The organism is Lentilactobacillus hilgardii (assembly GCF_009832765.1).
Classification (GTDB): domain Bacteria; phylum Bacillota; class Bacilli; order Lactobacillales; family Lactobacillaceae; genus Lentilactobacillus; species Lentilactobacillus hilgardii.
This window is the reverse complement of the sequence record NZ_CP047121.1, coordinates 2,601,434-2,620,037: the sequence shown is the minus strand read 5'-3', so window position 1 is coordinate 2,620,037 and position 18,604 is coordinate 2,601,434. Positions and strand designations below refer to the sequence as shown.

Here is an 18,604-nt window from a genome sequence, read left to right as displayed (position 1 = left end):
AATTCCCGAAGTTGGTTCTAGGATTGACATCAAAGAATGAGAATTGGAAAGGGGACACATATATTGGATAAAGCACTTTTGGCGACATTACCGATCGGACCGATTATCAGCACTCAGCCAGTTGGTGGTGGCGATGTTAATTCAGCTTATAAGCTAGTCGGTCAAAATGGTAAAAAGTATTTTCTGCTTCTGCATCCCAGCGATACAAAAGACTTTTATAAGCAAGAGATTGTTGGCTTGAAGTTGCTGACAAAAACAGCCATGGTTCCAAGTGTCTTAGCAAACGGTACTTGGGAAAGCAATGCCTATTTACTTCTTAACTATATTGATTCTCAGTCATTTGGCGACCAATATGCCTTAGGACGGGTAATTGCTCAAATGCATAAAAGAACGAGTGCTAACGGGCAATTTGGCTTTAATCTCGACGATCCCGAGGGTAAGTCTGATCATGGTGGTACATGGTACCCGGACTGGCCGTCATTCTTTATTAACGAGCGGTTGGAATATCGGAAAAAGATTATTCTCAAGAGGCATTTGTGGACGGGAAGTATGGAAGCAATGTATCAAAAGTGTCTGGTTAGGTTTAAACAGTTAATGCGAACTCATGATTCTAAACCATCCTTACTGCATGGTGACTTTTGGTCGGGCAACTTTATGTTTGATGAAAATGGGCAGCCCGTTATTATTGATCCGGCAGTTTTCTACGGAGATCGCGAGTTTGATATTGGTGTCAGTCAAGTGTTTGCCGGTTTTGACCCCGAGTTTTATCAAGGCTATCAAGATGAATATCCTTTAGATGAAGGGTATCAAAATCGACTGCCATTCTACCAACTTTATTATTTAATGCTTCACTTAGGTAAGTTCGGTATTGGTTATCAGGAGAGCGTCGTTCGACTATTAAGGGAATTGCAATAATAAAAGATCGACTTCACGCGTTGTGCTAGTTATGAAATATTGGTTAGTAATGGCCAAGTCTTAACCCGCTTTTGCCAGCGGCGAGTTGTTCATGAACTCGAATCGTGTGCCACAGTAACAGCGCTTCTAAGCGGCTCTCCAAGCCGGACATGGTTCGAATTCCCGGGTGTTCAAAGTGGCCCACCGTATCTAAATTATTAAAATTGGTTTCAATATGCCGACGTTGATTTTTCAAAAATCCGGTATCGACCGTTGTCTGGGCAGCCATGTTCTTGCGCAAGGGCGTCCAAAGATGAATGCCAAAGGTGGTGGCCAACCGATCTTTTAATGGTTGGCTTAAATAACCGCCATCGGCTAAGACCTGTCGCGCGGGCGCGGTTAATAAGAGTTCTTCCGCGGCTTTTCGATCATCAAGGGACGCCGGCGTCAGTTCCCAGGCCAGAAAGTAGCCTTGGTTGGCCATCACGGCATGTAACTTAAAGCCATAGTAATAGGTCTGTTTGGTGGCATTATAGCCTTTGTTGGCGAAACCGGTTAAAACCTTGGCCTGATTGCTTCGACGAGTAGCTGCCAAAGTAATCGGCGCACTATCAATGATTTCATAGGTAACGGGTGGGACCCACTGTCTCAATAAAGTGACCCGCATGAATTTCATTATTAATACTAAATCTCGACAACGCCGGTTATACCGGGAGCGTTCAGGGACAGTAATTCCCCAGCTAACCAATTTTTGATGAAAATAGGTTTCGGAACCGTCCCGTTCTTCAATCCGCATTAACATGCAGGCCAGGATAATGACATCATCGGCTTTCAGCTGGCGGTAATTTGGCCGGAAACGAATAGCCGGATTAATGGTTTCATAAATCGGTTCAATAATTTCGATAAAATGTTGAAATTTAGCTTGAATTGGATTGGTTTTTACGATAACTTTGAGGAGGCCTCGCATAACAGTTCCTTCTTTCTGGTTTAGTCACCTAAGAAGTTACCGCGTATGCGGGGCTTTGGGTTGCTTAAAGCTCAAAAAACTAATTCAATTGTTACGAATGTGACACAACTAGCACAACGCGTGACTTCCGAAAATGGAAGTCGATCTTTTTAATCATCATGATATATAAACGGTTTTAAGCGGCGACTGCTTGATTGTCGTCAACCGTTAGTTGATTTGTAGAAGTTGTTGAACTGGTTTGCCCATTATCAACAGCGTTAAGAAAATCTTGAATGTGCTGGGTGTAGGCGAGCACTGCATTATTGGCAGAGGCATGGCCACCAACATTGCCATCCAGGATCCATAGCTGCTTATCCTTAGAAATGCTGGCATTATACAAAGCTTTGGTTTCCGAATCCGGAATGAAGGTGTCATCGGCCGTCGCAATAAATAACGTTGGCAGTGTTGAATTTTGAACGGCTGTCAATCCTGAGGCATCATCCAAGTTGAAGCCTTGGAAAAGATGGTTAACGTTATTAAGATTGTTTAGAAATTGATCATACGGCACTAGTGGGATCGATCCATTGAGGTTCCAGCCGATTTTTGACGTATAGCCGTTTAGTTTGTTGGCTGCCCCTGTATAAAGCGAATAAAGAAGAGATGGGATCGTTGAGTAGCCACAGTCGGCAATGACGGCTTTAACTGATGATGGTAGATTCTTTTGTGCACCGGCTTCCAAAGCGTCATCGGCACCAAGTGACTGGCCATAAAGGACCACTTCGCTGTTGGGACCGTTTAGTTGGTCGATTTTATTGATCCAGTTAATCCAATCTGCCTTATCTTTGTATCCAAATGTCAGGAACTCGCCATCACTGCTGTTTTGCCCGCGGGTATAAGGCATTAGAACGTTATAACCCATGTCATAGAAAATTTTCGAAATGTATCCCATCCACTCGGGCTCGGTTGTCCAACCCTGACCATAAATAATTGTTTTGCTTGAACCCGGATGAGCGATATAAGTTGCCGAGGCATTTCCGCTGCCGTCCGCAAACGGAACCGTTAACGTTTCTTTTTTAACCTCATTATCATACCAGTTCTGGGCATCAGTGTAGAATTGCTTTGTATAGTCAGGATTATATTTTTGATCCAAATCCGACCAGGTTTGATCAATGTTGTAGCGGGTAGGGGATAATAATGTTCGAAATTCTGATAATAAATGAGACCCTTGGCGGGAAGTGATAAATGGATAAATCAAGGCAGCAGCTCCGGCACTGGTCATATTTGTCAACCAATTGAGTAAGGGATTGGAACTGGACTGTTTGATTGCGGGATCAGTTGAACTATTGGTACCCGTAACGGTGATCTGATCCTTATCGGTTCCTCCGGTCGTTGTGTTGTCGGTACTTGAGGATTGATCCGTTACAGGACTTGAACCAGTTGTTGAATCAACATCATTACTTGTAGAATCGGTGTTGGTTTGACCTTGATCTTTCGATGATGCAGTACCGGTCACGTCTTGTGATGATGGATTGTTAACTTGCGATTCATTAGTTGAAGAACTTGCATTGGCGCTTTCTGATGAAGAAGATGTCGATTCTGGTGTGCTTGAACCATTTACTGAAGACGTTGGCTGACTGGTATCGGCCGTGTTTTCCGAAGGTGCAGGAGTGGTTGCACCACTTGTGGACGATTGATTTGACGTGGTAGCATTTTGATTATTGCTTTGACTATCCGAAGTGTTATTGAGCGTCGTGTCAGTTGATGAGTCGACATTATCGCTGTTGGAAGCCGATTCCTTAAAGACAATTGTTTGCTCCGAGGATGAGGATTGAGACGTTGTTTCGCTGCATGTTGTTTGTGACTGAACATCAGCATATGTATGATCGGTAACGACCAGAAAGCCTAATATCAAAGTAGCCAGAAAGCTCGTTATTAAAATGACCTTTCTGCAAGCAGTTGACCTATTTATTTCCATAACTAATATACCCCTTTATATAATATCCAAATTTAGTATACCGCGTTTTGTATTAAATGAACACGATTAATTATTTTAGGGGTATATGGTTAACGGGAGGAGTTAGTTAATGCAGGGCTTGTGTCTGTAAGCACAAAAAAACCGACGATCTCTCGTCGGTTTTTAAAAAACTTTTTAATTTTTTAATTAGTCGTCAACAACAGTAACGTTGGCAGCTTGTGGGCCACGGTCGCTGTCTTCAACGTCAAGGGTTACATGTTGGCCTTCGTCTAATGACTTGAAGCCGTCTTTGTTGATAGCTGAGAAGTGAACAAATACGTCACCATCGTCAGTAGTAATGAAGCCATAACCTTTATCAGCGTTGAACCATTTAACAGTACCTTGTTTCATAATATATGAAACCTCCTTGCGCTTTTTGCGCATCATAAATTTTAATGTATCTAGTTGAACTGATTCCAAGGAAGTTATTTCATAAAACTATAAAACAAGTACCTTTGAAAATCGACTCCTGAAACACATTGACTATAATATACCAATATCGCTGGTATATGTCAACGGATTAACTTGGATTTCGACCGGAAACATTACTTACTGATCGTTGCTTCTTTACCGGTAGTAGGGGTGACCTCGATTTGATTATCTTTTGCGTTGACCGTAAAGTTTTTCTCTTCTGGGTGAGCCAGGAAACTATTAGTTAATTTATCGGTAATTTCCTTAGTGATAACTCTGTGCATTGGACGTGCACCAAGTTCCTTGCTGTATCCCATATTAACCAGTTGGTTCTTAGCATCATCCGTTATGGTGAAGTGGATACCACGTGATTTGTTTACCAATTGATCCAAGTCATTGAGCATGAGATCAAGAATTTGAAGCAAATCAGCCTTTGTTAATGAATTGAATTGAATAATATCATCAATTCGATTCAAAAACTCAAGCTTGAAGTAAGGCTTCAAGCGATCAATGACATCCTTTTTATCACTGCTATTTTCTTGACCGGCATTACTGGTCATGATGATGACTGTGTTGCTGAAGTCAACGGTTCGGCCCTGTGCATCGGATAGGCGGCCATCATCCAAGATTTGCAGTAACAGGTTCAGAACATCGGGATGGGCCTTCTCGATTTCGTCGAGCAGGATCAAACTATAAGGATGACGACGGACTTGTTCCGTTAATCGACCGCCTTCCTCATAACCCACATAGCCGGGAGCCGAACCGATTAGTTTGGAAGCACTAATCTTATCCATATATTCAGACATGTCATAACGAAACATGGCTTTGGTTGTTCCAAATAGTTCTTTGGCAAGCGCCTTTGCCGTTTGAGTCTTACCAACTCCGGTAGGGCCAACAAACAGGAAACTGCCGATTGGCCGATTGCCCTCTGTAAAGCCAACCCGGCTACGTTTGATGGCTGCCGAGATTGCATCAATTGCTTTGTTCTGACCGATAACCTCTTTTTTGAGATCTTTGTTCAGACTGTTGAGTTGACTGACCTGGTTTTTATTAACGTCAGTAACAGGGACGCCTGTAATACGTTCAACAACTTTTTTAATAACGTCTGCAGTAACTTCGGGTACTTCTACTTTAGTGCCATTATCAATGGCTTTGATTTGAGCTTCTACTTTGTCGAGCTTATCGCGAAGCCCGGCAGCTTTTTCGTATTCTTCATTAGATGAAGCATCCTTTTTGGACTTTTCAAGCTTTTCAGCCTCTTGCTGCAAAGTTGACTTGTCCTTTGTAATTGATGAGCCCATCGCAACTTTAGCACCGGCTTGATCGATTAAATCGATCGCCTTATCCGGATTCATTCGATCCTGAATGTAACGGTTACTGAATGACACAGCGGCTTTTAGGGCGTCGTCGGTATAACGAACGTGATGGAATCTTTCATACTTTGGCTTTAGTCCCTTAATGATTGTCAGTGTATCTTGTTCGCTTGGTTCGTTAACCATGATTGGCTGGAATCGACGGGCAAGTGCCTGGTCTTTTTCAATATCACGATATTCGTTACTGGTGGTCGCACCGATGAGTTGAAAGTCGCCACGTGCCAATTTAGGTTTCAGAATGTTTCCGGCATCCATTTTATCGCCTTCACCGGTTGATCCGGCACCGATGATTTGATGAATTTCATCAATAAACAGGATCACATCTTTATTCTTTGAAACTTCATCAATCAACTTTTTCATTCGTTCCTCAAATTGGCCACGAATGCCGGTTCCCTGAACCAGTGAAACAACATCTACAGAGATAATCCGCTTGTTAAGCAGTTTCTCGGAAACGTCACCATCAACAATCTTTTGAGCGAGACCCTCAACGACAGCTGTTTTGCCGACGCCGGCTTCACCGATTAATACTGGATTATTCTTGGTTCGTCTGCTCAAAACTTCTTCCATTTGTTCAATTTCTTTATCCCGACCAATGACGGGGTCAAGCTTGCCATCTTTAGCCATTTTGGTTAGGTCGGTTCCATATTGGTCTAATAAGGTCGTTTTATTTTGAGGTCTGCGTTCCTGCACTTGAACGGGTTGCTGTCGCATTTGTTGTTGACCCGACATATTTGGTAATTGTTGCTTGAAGAACGGGTCGTTAAAAATGTCATCAAAAATATCGTTATTCATATGCATGCCTCCGATTATTTACTATTTAGTTTTCTAATTGAGCTGTTCGTCTATAAGAATATCTGTTCCCCTTACGAACAACTATATAATATCATGAAATTGTTATCAGTACAAGAATTTGCTTGATTAATTTTTGATAGAGAACGCCTACATATAGGCGATCTTAACACATATACCAAAAAATAAAATAAAAAATTAGCACTTCACATCTGTGAGCGCTAACACTTTTTGTAATCTTACTGTTAACTTTTTCTTAATTGATATCAAATGTAAACTCGACTGCATCTTTTAATGTGTTATGAACCGTGCATAAATGGATGGTATCTTCGATGAATTTTCGATTTTCTTCCTGATTCAGGTTCGTTTCGCAAGTTAATTTAACGTTAATTTTTGAAACCCGGGATGATTTATCCGCAAATCGTTCGGTTTCACCAGTCACAAGAACATCGAATTTTTTGATTTTAATGGTTGATTTCGGTCTATTGACCAGTGAAGCAGCACTGGCACCAAGACAGGCACCAACGGCTCCTAATAAATATTGAACCGGATTTGGGCCAGCATCCGTACCGCGGAAAATAGTGGGTTCATCCGCGATAAATTGATGATCGCCAGCTTGATTCATCGTCTGTGCACCAATGTTACGGTAAGTTGTGTGAATTGTATAAGTTGCCATTTTAAAATCCCCTTTGTTAGTCCTACTGATATAGCATACAATAGCAGGTAACAATACGAATGGAAAGTAAGGTGATCACAATGAAAACGTTGGTTTTAGTTTCACATCCAAAAGCTACAGCATCCGCTACCCAGACTTTTTTGAAAACCAGTGCTGATTATTTGGATAATGTCACATGGCGCTCTATTGATGACTTGTATTCCGCAACCCAAATAAACATTGTCGATGAACAAAAACGATTGCGGGCATTTGACCGGATTATTTTTCAATTTCCGATGTATTGGTACACGTCACCAGCGAGCTTAAAACAATACATGGATGACGTGTTTACCAGAAAGTTTATTGTCGCAAAACACTGGCTTAAAAATAAGGAATTGGGTCTCGTGATCACGCTGGGCGATTCACTGGCGGATTTTCAGGCCGGGGGTCGGGAACGATTCACGATTTCCGAGCTTATGAAGCCGTTTGAGGCATTTGCCAATAAGGCGGGGATGGTTTACTTGAAATCATTTATAATCGATCAATTCGGCTATCTGGACGTTTTAAAGAAGCAAGAATTATTGGTTGGCTATCTTCAATATTTGAGCGCGCCAATGCCATTAAGCCTTGAAAAACGTGAGAAGTGGCTGATCACTCGTCTTAAACAACTAGAGGCCGGGAAAACCGCACAACAAAGGGAGTTGCTTGATTTAATTATTGATTCGATTGATAGTCGTCAGGATCAAATTGATGATTTGAAGTTAAACATAAAAATGATTCGGGATCAGGAGGAATAGTAATGGGTGATACGCAGGATTGGGCGGTTCAACAGCTTGCCGAGATAGCAGAGAATGAACAGTCTTTCATTAATCGATCAATTTTGAAAGCGGCTCAGGATCTGATTATTGAACAAACCAAACGAATTGATCAGGGGCAGCAGGAAATTGACGGACGAATTTGGAGCCCGGATAAATGGTAGGACTACGGGGTAAGTGTTTCAATGATTGCCATTATGAAGCCGCCTATCGGAAAAATTAACCACCAAAATCGGGCTAGAAAATCCCAAAAATTCATTTGGCCATAGCGGCGCTTATAAAGACCTGACGTAGGATCAAAAGTATATTGGTTTTGATCAACCGTTGATTTGGTTTCCGAAGCGCCAAGCACCAGCGTGTCCAAGCTGATATTAAAGATTTCTGCTAACTTAACAAGATTATTGAGATCGGGAGTTGCGTCTCCCTGTTCCCACTTTGAGATTGCCTGTCTGGAAACAAATAACTTTTTGGCCAAGTCGTCTTGAGACAGATTATTAGCTGCCCTATATTTTTTAAGTTGTTTCGAGAACTGAAGCATTGTCATCACTCCTTTAATAGTTAAACCTATTCTGGGGGAAAGTTGCCAGTATGACAAGATTTAGCTAGTTGCAAGGTCGCACTAATCTAGTCGGTGTTGCGCAACCGTAAGTAGAAAGTATGATGGGAATGCCTGATAAACCGGCATTTAGGTAGTTGCGGCGGGCACCTCCCTGGAACTTATTAAGTTGAAGAACAACCTCGGATTTGAGTGGCGCAGGAAGGGATGAGAGAAATGAGTAAATTAAAAGAATTTCTAGTTGAAAGTGCCATTGTATTGTTATTCAGTATGGTTTTTGTCACAGTCGTCAAAGCCGATGGCAGTCAGGGCGCAACGTATCAATTTTACAAGGCCAATCAGACATTTCAGATAAAGATGTACGGGACAAATCAACCTGTCACGATTAAAAAGGGTACCGTTGTGAAAGCGATGAAGTATACAGAAGTCCAAAACGTTCTTCCAAAATCCGATGCTGGAAAAAGTATGGCCCAAATTAATTTCAAACTGCTAAGTTATAAGGCGAGGCAGACGTGGCCTAAGCCACATCCGGGCGGTAATTGGACGAGAAGCGCGCTAAAACCCGAAGGAGATTATCTCACACAGGTTTCGATGCCGAAGGGCCTACTTGTAAACGATAATCTGAGCATGGAAGAGGATTATGGTATTTTAAGTCGTTCTTATCACTTTGGTAAAGGAGATCGTGTTGTTGCAACGACTGACGGTTATCTGGAATATTATGCCCGGGATTACAAGAATGATCACTTTGTATCCAAGCCGACTTCCTATGCCAAAATTAATAAAATCAGTATAGTTGGCAATAAAAAATATTTTTATTACCGCCATCATATTAAAGGCTTATTGGATAAGAAGGTTCATCAATCCGGTCAGCAAAAATATCGCTTAACGGAAATTAATTTAAAGAGAGATGTTAAGTACAGCCCAGCTGATTCTGACGGAGAAACATTTGTGTATAGTGCCTATAAATTAGGTAATCGAAAATATTATACAAGCGCCGGCAGTTTAGGCGGTTAAGCCGGTTAAATGAAGAAACCGCTATAAAAAAGTGTTCCACGATTAGTAGGCTTGTTCGCCTAACAATTGTGGAACACTTTTCTGTTAATCAAACCCGTTTGTAAATGATGATTGATAACGAGTAATACTCGGTTAATCGTCTGTATAATCCAAGCTGTGGAATGGCCGGCCGCCTATCAGAAATTGACCATATGACGTCGTTGAGAAGATGGTGCCGTTAGCATCCCGTTTGTTAACAGTGACAACCTTTTTTTGATTTTCAATCGTAAGTTTATATTGCTGATCGGTGTTACTGCCGGTTTTTTGATCATTAAAACCATCTAAGTGATTTGCATAGTAAATTGTGGTCTGGTTTCCCGATGTTTCGTAATGGGTAATCTTTTCAGAGGCTGTTGGATTATCGTTACTGGAAAGATATGAATTTTGAAACGTTGGATGCGCGTAGTATTCAACGTAACCGTCAGTCGTTAATCGGAGAATGGGAAGCACCTGATCCCAATACTCGGAAGTTTTACCGGGATAAAGGTCGGTTCGCCAATTTGGAGAGGTTTTGGCATCATTATCCCGCTGAGGTGCAGGGATAATGTATGCGGGTTCCGAAACAGGCGTCAGGTAGTTTGGCGCCTGTGGATTTAAATCTTTGTTGGCATAGAGCAGATCGGAAGTTATATAAAGCATAAAATTCAGTTTTGACCGGGTTTGATGGCTTAAACCATCCAATGAAATGTTAAGCCATGTTTTTTGCTTGCTGACGTAAGTTGCAGCTCTGATGATGGTACCCTTGGGCAAAGAACCCGAAACGACTTTGTTATGATAAGTCCGACCGGTTAACTGAAGGGCTCGTGTGAGCTTGTAGTAGCCAACTCGTGCGTGGCCACTATAATTTGGGCCGTATCCCTTGGCTAATTGACTGCGGCGTACGTAGCCCTGCCAAAACTTGTAATGGCCGCCTAACACTAATTTGTAGTATACCCGGTTAGAAGATCCGTGCTTTAGAATGACACTTTTTGCACGATACCATTGAGAACGTGGATGGTTCTTTAAATTTAAAATTTTTTTGGAGTGGCTTGCATTCCACATATAGACGTTTCCCGATCCTTTAACGTAAAAAGGCACTCGGGTTGAGTAAGTCTTGATCTTAACTATCTTGTAGGATGACTTTGCGTTGGCAGTTGCCGGTGACGTCATTGTATAAGCAGCCGCACTGCAAAAAAGTAAGATGGAAAACAATAAGTTAATTGATCGTTTTGACAAAATGGCAAGCCTCCAAAAAATGTTCTTTCGTTTTAGTATAAGTCATTTAAATGATTACAGTTCGTCCGCCGGTGCCCAATGGTTAATCGGACCAAATTTGTGACCGACTTGAATCTCGCTTTTAATAGCTGCATCGACAAACTTTTTAGCCACCCGGCAGGCATCTTCAACGGAATTGCCCTTTGCCAGCTCAGCAGCGATACAAGCTGAAAGGCTGTCACCGGTACCGTTTTTACGATCGGTATCAAAGAAATCGCCGGTTAGCCAAAAACTTTTGCCTGATTCAAGCAAAATATAATCAGACACTTTGGTTTGATTGGGATCGTGGTGACTACCCTTTAAAACAATATTTTTTGCGCCCAGTGCTTTTAATTTACGGGCAGCGGTTTCCATATCAACACTTGTTTCAATGTCCATTTCAGCTAATTTCTGAGCTTCAAAAAAATTGGGTGTAATGACTGTTGCCATTGGAATCAATTCGTCTCGAAGTGTTTGGTAGGCACTTTGTTCCAACAACATGTTACCATGTTTGGTTGTGATTACCGGGTCAACCACCAGAGGACCAAAATCGTATTTTTTATAATTTTTGATGACCGTTCGAATCAAGTCGGAATCGGAGAGCATGCCGGTTTTACTTGCTCGAATATGATAATCGTCGGCGAGGTCTTTAAATTCCTGATCAATAAACGTTGTTGGTAAATTCACTGAATCGTGGATGCCATAACTATTACCGGCAACACAGGCCGTTAAGACAGACGTTCCATATACATGACGTCTGAAGAATGTATGCAAATCTGCCTGCATTCCGGCACTGCCGTCACTGTCCGAACCCGCAATTGTTAGTGCTTGTGGAAATTCATTTGCCAAAATAATCACCCTATCTCAAATCCTTATTTGTTACTTCAAAGATACCACAAATGCTGAACAATCGGGAAAATCTGATAATTGATTTGCGTTTAAACGGTCATTTGTATTATAATAATTTAGTCTATTGGAATTTTATAATTTGGAAAAAATATTAAGGAGAGTTTTACTATGCGTATTTGTCATCCAAACGGCGTTCAAGGCCGTCGACCAATCAGCCGCAAGAAAGATATCAAGCGGAACAAAGCATTAGCAGATCTTCAACACTTCTTGAAGCAAAAGCCTGCTAAGTAATGCAACAAAAGCACCGGGATAAACTGAAAAGTTATTCCCGGCGCTTTTATTTTTTGGACTAAAGTAATTGCAATCTCTCAAACAAATTCTTATGATATCAAGGTATCAATATTTAGAACGTGAGGTAAGAGGGATGGCAGAAAAAGAAATTGGTGTATACGAACGTTTACTGAGCGGCGCTTTGCTGGCGATGGCGGCCGGTGCGCTGGATGCTTATACGTATTTAGAAGATGGCGGTGTGTTTGCCGGGCTTCAAACGGGAAACCTGATCTTAACCGGCCTACGCGTTGGGCAGGGAGACTATGGCGAAATAACCCAGGGAATTGTCTCTTTGATCATGTTTGCGGTTGGTGTTGCTATTATTCGGGTCATTCAATATCATTATCCCAGCGAGCTGGCACTTAGGAGAAAAGTGGTTACACTCTCATACGAAATTATTCTCTTTGTCCTGGTCAGTTTCCTGGCGGGCCGGGTTTCGATTCTGTTGACAACTGGATTACTAGCGATGGCAGCAGCAGCTCAGCTCCAGGAATTTCGGACTATGAAGAATGGTCCGTTCACATCGCTCATGATGACCGGAAACGTCCGAACACTGTCGGAAAATGTTTTGGATTTTGTTGCTCAGGGCGATAAAAAAGCGCTTCGAAAAGCCGGCGATATTGTGACGATTATCGGATCCTTCTTTATCGGTGCACTGTTGAGTGGCTATTTGGCTCAGTATTTTCAGGGACAGACAATTTTACTTTCAGCGGCTATTCTATTAGTGGTTATAGTGGTTGGGAAATAAATGAGTTAGTAAAAAGGCCGGCAAAATTATCTTTGTCGGCCTCCTTTGTATTCGCTTATTTGGTAGCGATATCTTCAAATTTTTGGACATCTTTTCGTGTCCCAATAACGGTCACGACATCTCCCTGTTCCACAACGGTTGACTGGTTAGGAATGGCGGCACCTTCTTCGTCTGCATGCGAAATGGCAATGACGGAAACCTTGTAACGGTTGGTTAGGTTCAATTCTTTTAGAGATTGATTAAAGAATTTGGCATTGGTTAATTCAAACTCGACAACCGCTAATTCACCCTTTAGTTTTAAATCGTTGAGAATCTTTGGCTCCATCACGTGAAGGGCAATCCGTTCACCCATATCGCGTTCAGGTTGGATAATTTCGTCTGCACCCAGCTTCTCCAATACTTGAGCATGACGGGCATTCTCTGCTTTACAGACTAAATGTTTCACCCCAAGATCTTTACAAATCAATGTGGTCATAATACTGGCCTCAAGGTCGGTTCCGATGGCCACAAAAACATTGTCAAAGTTTCCGATTCCGAGTTGGCGGAGTGCCAGTTCATTTTGCGTATCGGCAACGACCGCCTCTGTAGCAACGTCTCGGAACTTATCAACACTCTCTTCCTTCTTATCAATGACCAGGACTTCTTGATGGTTTTCGAGTAGTGTATTGACAATGCTGCTACCGAAAAGGCCCAGGCCAATCACAGCGTAATTACTTTTCATGATTAAAATCCTTTCGAACGACTGGATATTGTAATCAAAATTAACCAATCATCACATTTTCTTTTGGATATCTGAATGCGTCTTCCGGACGTTTGGATGTGAGTAACGAGTACATAACCGTGAAGACACCGACTCTTCCCATAAACATTAAAACAGCGAAGATTAATTTGCCGATAATGGTCAGGTGAGGGGTTAATCCAAGTGTTAAGCCGGTGGTACCAAATGCCGAAACGACGTCAAAGATAATGTATTCAATTCCGAAATGTTTTGGCACGGTTTCGGTGATGGTCAAGACAAGCGTTGCGATGGAGAGGACAACAAAAACCAGGAAGACCAACGTTAGCGAACGTGAGATGTTGTCATTTGTGAATCGGCGTCCCATAAAGGTTGCGTCCCGTTTTCCCCGCAAAGTTGCCCAGACTCGAATTAAAAGAATGCCGACAGTAGTTGTTTTAATACCCCCGGCAGTTGACCCCGGCGTACCACCAATGAGCATTAAGATCATTGTAAAGAACATACCGCCCATGGAAATCTTGGTGTATGGATAAGTGTAAAAACCTGCTGTTCGCGGTGTCACAGACATAAAATAGGTATTCATTAAACGCTGAAACACATTTAAGTGGGTATTTTCACCGAAGTTTCCTTCCGTGAGTAAATAAACCGCAAAACTAATCACAATTAATCCCAAATAAGTGGTTAATGCCAGTTTAGTATGAAGACTCAAGAAGTGATCCTTGTGGTAAAGCAAAATGTCTTTCCAAACCAAAAAGCCCAATGATCCGGAAATGATCAAGCAGGTTAAAACAAATAGGATGTAAGGATCGTTTTGAAATCTGACCAGACTGTTATCGAACAGGTCAAAGCCGGCGTTACAGAATGCACTGATTGAGTGGAAAATGCTGTAACCAAGTCCGCGTTTCAATCCATAACGCGGATAAAAATCAACAAATAATAAAATGGCGCCTAAAAGCTGAATGGCCAGCGAAAGTCGAACCACTAAAAAGACAACACTTCTGGTATTGGCAAAAGTTTCCAGGTTTAACGACTGCTGTGTCAGCAGCTGGGTTGTCAGATCAACTTTTCGCCGCATAAAAATGAACATTAGAACGGCAAAGGTCATAAATCCCAAACCACCGATTTCAACCAAAATCAAAATCACGATTTTACCAAAAATACTCCAATGAAGTGCAGTATTCACAACCGTCATTCCCGTAACACAGGTGGCAGATGTTGCGGTAAAAAAAGCATTGATGTAACTGGTTGCTGTGCCATCTTTACTTGAAACGGGTAACGAAAGCAGGACGGTTCCAACTAAGATGATCGTTAAAAAGCCCAGTGTTAAGATTTGCGGTAAAGAAAGCCTTCCCCTCCAACTCAATGTGATACTTCCCTTCAAAAATATTTCTTGATATATGATCTATGTATGACTATTCACATTATCGCACATTTTTCGGAAACCTTCTTATTTATAGCCTAAATAGGCTATAATATGAGTAAATACATGCTAAGTTGAGGAATGGAAAAATGTTAATAAAAAAAGTTCATATACAAAATGCTCAAGCAACCAGCGATGTTAAAATTGAAGATGGGAAATTTGTAAAAATTGCGCCATCAATTCAGGCAAGTGAAGGAGAACGGGTGATTGATGCCAGCGATAAACTGTTACTGCCACCGTTTGTTGATCCACACGTCCATTTAGACGCAACGCAAACTGCCGGTGATCCGGAGTGGAATCAAACCGGTACGTTATTTGATGGTATTCGTATTTGGAGTGAACGTAAAAAGACGCTGTCGATTGCTGATGTTAAGCAGCGTGCTAAAAAGGCCATTCAAATTCAGGTCGCCAATGGGATTCAGTTTGTCCGTAGTCACGTGGATGTTACTGATCCAAATTTAACCGCTTTAAAAGCTTTGATTGAAGTTCGGGAAGAATTGAAGGACCAGGTGGAATTGCAACTGGTTGCCTTTCCGCAAGAGGGGATTTTATCATTTCCGCACGGTGAGGAATTAATGACCGAAGCTGCTGAACTGGGTGCGGATGCCATTGGCGGGATTCCTCATTTTGAGTTTACTCGTGAATATGCTGTAAAATCGCTGAAATTTTTGATGAAATTAGCGGAAACCAAAAACAAATTGGTTGATGTTCATTGTGATGAAATTGACGACCCTCAGTCACGAAGCCTTGAAACTCTGGCAACTTTGGCCTTGGAGTCCGGTATGGGTGACAAGGTAACCGCCAGTCATACAACGGCCATGGGCTCATACAATGACGCTTACACTTATAAACTATTTAGATTGTTAAAAATGTCTCACATTAACTTTATTGCGAATCCACTGGTCAATACAAATCTGGGTGGTCGTTTTGATAGTTATCCAAAGCGCCGGGGAATGACTCGGGTTAAAGAATTATCTCAGGATGGCATTAACGTTGCTTTTGGTGAAGATGATCTTAAGGATCCCTGGTATCCAATGGGCAATGGTAATATGCTTGATCCCGTTGAGATGGGAATCCACGTGGGACATTTAATGGGTTATAACGATATTTTGAATTCATACCGGTTTGTCACAACCAATGCAGCAAAAGCAATGCATATCACAGATCATTATGGCATTGAGGAAGGCAAGCCTGCTAATTGTATTATTATGAATAACGATAATTTTTATAATGCATTGAATGAGCGTTCCGAGATTCTATATTCGATTCATCATGGTGATATTTTGGTACAGACAGAACCAAAGCAGGTTCATAATCATTTGAAGATTTAGGCTTGCTTCTAGAAAAGACTAAATAAAAAGCCTAAATAAAAAGCCTAAATAAAAAGCCTAAATAAAAAGCACACTAAGCTTGATCTTGAAAACAATCATTGCTTTCAGGGTTAAGCTTAGTGTGGTTAATGGTTGATTAGTGGTAAAGTGATGCTATAAATAAGATCGATTGGCTTAAATTCCGGGTACTAGCCGCTTTGATTCACACACTTATTTTTTAACCTTTTTTGCTTCTTTTCTCTTAGCTGCAGCCGCTTTTCTTTCCTGCGAACGTTTACGGAGAATTTCTTTTAAGACGTTAATATCGTCTTCATGCTGGGTTTTCCACTGCTTATACGATGTACTGGTATCCGTATCGGTTGGTTTAAGGCCGGTGTCTAACCAGAAAATTGCTTCGGTTAAGCTTGGAAAATTATGCATCCACAACGTTTGTCCATTTTCTGAGTCAAAAGCAACATAAGAGCGTGGGTGTCGTTGCAAAAAAGTATGCTTCCGGATTTTAAAGGCTTCCCGTTTTCTCGTGAGTCGATAATCGGGCAGAATGTATTTCCCTTGTTTTTTAAGTCTAGGGAAACGTTCATTGATTTGATCTGAGCGGTCTTTAAGAAGTGCCTTTGCTTCTTCGACCGTAATTAATGTGGCTTTGGTACGGGTCATATGGTCTTTGCCCCCTTTACTTACTATTTTCGCATAGATTTATCTAATTGAAAAGTAGATAGAAATATTATAAGTATTTTTTTCTGAAAATTTATGAAATTTAGAGGTGAGAAAATGAAATATTACGCTGTTAGAAAGGGCCGTCAGACCGGCATCTTTACAACTTGGGATGAAACAAGCAAACAGGTTTCCGGTTTCTCGGGCGCTGAATATAAAAGTTTTAAGTCAAAGTCGGAAGCAGAGGGCTTTTTAACTGGCAAACAAAGCATTCAAGGCCATCAAAATAGTTCGAAACGTCAGTCAAAAAGCTCTGTCGCTGTAAATCGACCGATTGAATTGAGTTTTGGTGATGACATTATTGTCTATACGGATGGTGGATCTAGAAGTCATGGCAACCGCTCGGGTGAGCACGTTAAGCAGGGAGACAAGGCAGCATGGGCTTATCTTATATTAATCGCAAACCCCAAGCAGGAAGTTTCCGATACGGGTGGTGAATATGGTGCGACCAACAACCGTATGGAAATCATGGGACTACTGAAAGCCTTGACCTACTTGGCAGATCATCAATTAGAAGAGCAGCCGGTTAGCATTGTTTCTGATTCTAAATATGTGTTGGATGCAGTCACAAAGGGGTGGCTTTCTGGCTGGCGGCGTCGTGGTTGGAAACGAAGTGGCGGTCCGCTGCTGAATAAAGAACTGTGGCAGCAGATCGATGCACTTCTTCAACGGTTTTCCAACATTCGCTATCACTGGACAAAAGGGCATGCCAGTAATGAAGGCAATGTCTTTGTTGACCATTTACTCAATCAAACTATGGATGAAATGGCACCTAAAGAAACACGATCGACTGATAAAGTCGCCCTGCCAAAACTTAAAGTTACACATCCTAAGGATCAAAAAACCGCTCCAAAGCCTTCACATCATATTGAAAGCAAGAAGCGGAAAATTAGATTGGATTCGAAGAGTATTAATCCTGAGAAACAGGCTCCGGAAAAATTATCATCCGAAGTTGAAAAATCGGTTCACGATGTTGAAGAAAGCCTAAAGCAGCTTGGGCTGTTTGATGATCATAAAGATCAGTGATTATTTGCACCATGATATCGACGATCAACTTCTTTACTCCAGAACCCCCCGGATAATTGAACCGGTTCTTGAACCATGATGAACGCGTCAGGTGAAATTTCTTTGATTTGTTCCATGAGACGACGATCAGCCTTTCGTGGTGCCAGGATACTAAGGACTAAGCGGGCACCGGAGCGGCCTTCAGCGCGGCTGACAGTAACCCCATATCCCAAGTTGCGAAGCTTTTCGGCAAGTTCTTCATTGTGTGCATGGACCGGATTCTCCGGATCAATTTGAACCGTCACCTGAAAATTAACGTATCCCAATGCAATCTTATTCTCGATGACGATACCGATGTAAATACCAACCCCAAATCCAACGGCATATGAGGCAACGTTTAACGGACTATCGATATGATCCAGCGCGATTGCTAAGGCAATAACGTAAATTAATTCTTCACCAACCGCTACTAAAGGTGCTAAAAATTGATGGCCTTTAACAACCAGCATGGTTCTAAAAGTGTTAATTGAAATATATAATGCGTTTAAAATAAAAATTGTGACTGCGAGTTCCATTGAACGATCCCTCCCAAGTGACTTTAGTGATAGTTTACTCTTTTCGGTGTAAAATAATAGCATGTTGACGTTGACGAAAGCTGGTTTAACAGCATGCATGACTTGTTAACGTTGACAACTAATGTAATTAACGGTATTCTAAAATTTGAACATAATT

The 18,604-nt window shown here is 41.7% G+C and carries 20 protein-coding genes; 8 read left to right on the top strand and 12 right to left on the bottom strand.

The genetic code is table 11. The features are described from left to right. Positions 1-63 precede the first annotated feature (63 nt). Positions 64-915, top strand: a complete 852-nt coding sequence (locus GQR93_RS12465; RefSeq protein WP_225430317.1) for a fructosamine kinase family protein — start codon at positions 64-66, stop codon at positions 913-915. A gap of 43 nt (positions 916-958) precedes the next feature. Here the strand turns inward: GQR93_RS12465 and GQR93_RS12460 are convergent, their stop codons facing one another. From GQR93_RS12460 to GQR93_RS12440, 5 genes are all read right to left on the bottom strand, one after another. After that, entirely contained in the window at positions 959-1,861 is a 903-nt protein-coding gene (locus tag GQR93_RS12460) for an IS982 family transposase (RefSeq protein WP_138467835.1), read from the bottom strand. Between the two features lie 175 nt (positions 1,862-2,036). Continuing rightward, positions 2,037-3,815, bottom strand: a complete 1,779-nt coding sequence (locus tag GQR93_RS12455) for an alpha/beta hydrolase (RefSeq protein ID WP_004466279.1) — start codon at positions 3,813-3,815, stop codon at positions 2,037-2,039. Between the two features lie 186 nt (positions 3,816-4,001). Further along, positions 4,002-4,205 carry a cold-shock protein gene (locus tag GQR93_RS12450; RefSeq protein ID WP_035178119.1) on the bottom strand — a complete coding sequence of 68 codons (204 nt, stop codon included), beginning with the start codon at positions 4,203-4,205 and terminating at the stop codon, positions 4,002-4,004. Between the two features lie 194 nt (positions 4,206-4,399). Next, positions 4,400-6,436, bottom strand: coding sequence for an ATP-dependent Clp protease ATP-binding subunit (locus GQR93_RS12445; protein WP_004466281.1), 2,037 nt, complete (start codon positions 6,434-6,436; stop codon positions 4,400-4,402). 247 nt (positions 6,437-6,683) lie between these two features. Then, a complete protein-coding gene (locus GQR93_RS12440) occupies positions 6,684-7,103 on the bottom strand; it encodes an OsmC family protein (RefSeq protein ID WP_003558882.1) in 420 nt (139 codons plus the stop codon). Between the two features lie 59 nt (positions 7,104-7,162). On the opposite strand from GQR93_RS12440, the gene GQR93_RS12435 reads away from it, so the two are divergent. Both GQR93_RS12435 and GQR93_RS12430 read left to right on the top strand, forming a co-directional pair. Continuing rightward, positions 7,163-7,879: an NAD(P)H-dependent oxidoreductase gene (locus GQR93_RS12435; RefSeq protein WP_004466283.1), complete on the top strand. Its 717-nt coding sequence runs from the start codon at positions 7,163-7,165 to the stop codon at positions 7,877-7,879. Between the two features lie 2 nt (positions 7,880-7,881). After that, positions 7,882-8,061: a hypothetical protein gene (locus tag GQR93_RS12430; RefSeq protein ID WP_003558887.1), complete on the top strand. Its 180-nt coding sequence runs from the start codon at positions 7,882-7,884 to the stop codon at positions 8,059-8,061. A 2-nt stretch (positions 8,062-8,063) separates the two neighbouring features. Here GQR93_RS12430 and GQR93_RS12425 read toward each other — a convergent pair whose 3' ends face one another. Then, the gene (locus tag GQR93_RS12425; RefSeq protein WP_080544214.1) at positions 8,064-8,435 is read right to left on the bottom strand and encodes a helix-turn-helix domain-containing protein; all 372 of its coding nucleotides are present in this window, start codon (positions 8,433-8,435) and stop codon (positions 8,064-8,066) included. A gap of 234 nt (positions 8,436-8,669) precedes the next feature. Between GQR93_RS12425 and GQR93_RS12420 the strand changes: the two genes are divergently transcribed. Further along, positions 8,670-9,467 (top strand): hypothetical protein, encoded by a 798-nt coding sequence (locus tag GQR93_RS12420; RefSeq protein WP_147605401.1) that lies wholly within the window; start codon positions 8,670-8,672, stop codon positions 9,465-9,467. 132 nt (positions 9,468-9,599) lie between these two features. On the opposite strand, the gene GQR93_RS12415 is transcribed toward GQR93_RS12420, so the two are convergent. Both GQR93_RS12415 and thiD read right to left on the bottom strand, forming a co-directional pair. Beyond that, positions 9,600-10,721, bottom strand: a complete 1,122-nt coding sequence (locus GQR93_RS12415; RefSeq protein WP_223800316.1) for a hypothetical protein — start codon at positions 10,719-10,721, stop codon at positions 9,600-9,602. Positions 10,722-10,775: 54 nt separating this feature from the next. Next, on the bottom strand, positions 10,776-11,588 hold the full coding sequence (gene thiD / locus GQR93_RS12410; RefSeq protein ID WP_187117479.1) for a bifunctional hydroxymethylpyrimidine kinase/phosphomethylpyrimidine kinase: 813 nt from the start codon (positions 11,586-11,588) through the stop codon (positions 10,776-10,778). A gap of 168 nt (positions 11,589-11,756) precedes the next feature. Between thiD and GQR93_RS15585 the strand changes: the two genes are divergently transcribed. Both GQR93_RS15585 and GQR93_RS12405 read left to right on the top strand, forming a co-directional pair. Next, entirely contained in the window at positions 11,757-11,879 is a 123-nt protein-coding gene (locus GQR93_RS15585) for a hypothetical protein (RefSeq protein WP_003558898.1), read from the top strand. Between the two features lie 91 nt (positions 11,880-11,970). Further along, the gene (locus GQR93_RS12405; RefSeq protein WP_004466290.1) at positions 11,971-12,666 is read left to right on the top strand and encodes a YoaK family protein; all 696 of its coding nucleotides are present in this window, start codon (positions 11,971-11,973) and stop codon (positions 12,664-12,666) included. Positions 12,667-12,721: 55 nt separating this feature from the next. On the opposite strand, the gene GQR93_RS12400 is transcribed toward GQR93_RS12405, so the two are convergent. Both GQR93_RS12400 and GQR93_RS12395 read right to left on the bottom strand, forming a co-directional pair. Continuing rightward, a complete protein-coding gene (locus GQR93_RS12400) occupies positions 12,722-13,387 on the bottom strand; it encodes a potassium channel family protein (protein WP_035444702.1) in 666 nt (221 codons plus the stop codon). 40 nt (positions 13,388-13,427) lie between these two features. Further along, the gene (locus GQR93_RS12395; protein ID WP_003558905.1) at positions 13,428-14,765 is read right to left on the bottom strand and encodes a TrkH family potassium uptake protein; all 1,338 of its coding nucleotides are present in this window, start codon (positions 14,763-14,765) and stop codon (positions 13,428-13,430) included. Between the two features lie 146 nt (positions 14,766-14,911). Here GQR93_RS12395 and codA point away from each other — a divergent pair, with 146 nt between their 5' ends. Further along, the gene (gene codA / locus GQR93_RS12390) at positions 14,912-16,153 is read left to right on the top strand and encodes a cytosine deaminase (protein WP_004466292.1); all 1,242 of its coding nucleotides are present in this window, start codon (positions 14,912-14,914) and stop codon (positions 16,151-16,153) included. A 210-nt stretch (positions 16,154-16,363) separates the two neighbouring features. On the opposite strand, the gene GQR93_RS12385 is transcribed toward codA, so the two are convergent. Continuing rightward, positions 16,364-16,810, bottom strand: a complete 447-nt coding sequence (locus GQR93_RS12385) for a hypothetical protein (protein ID WP_003558907.1) — start codon at positions 16,808-16,810, stop codon at positions 16,364-16,366. A gap of 93 nt (positions 16,811-16,903) precedes the next feature. On the opposite strand from GQR93_RS12385, the gene GQR93_RS12380 reads away from it, so the two are divergent. After that, complete coding sequence (locus tag GQR93_RS12380; RefSeq protein WP_004466295.1) at positions 16,904-17,893, top strand: ribonuclease H family protein; 990 nt, start codon at positions 16,904-16,906, stop codon at positions 17,891-17,893. Here GQR93_RS12380 and GQR93_RS12375 read toward each other — a convergent pair. Continuing rightward, positions 17,887-18,546 (bottom strand): DUF2179 domain-containing protein, encoded by a 660-nt coding sequence (locus GQR93_RS12375; protein ID WP_004466297.1) that lies wholly within the window; start codon positions 18,544-18,546, stop codon positions 17,887-17,889. The genes GQR93_RS12380 and GQR93_RS12375 overlap by 7 nt on opposite strands. Positions 18,547-18,604: the final 58 nt, after the last annotated feature.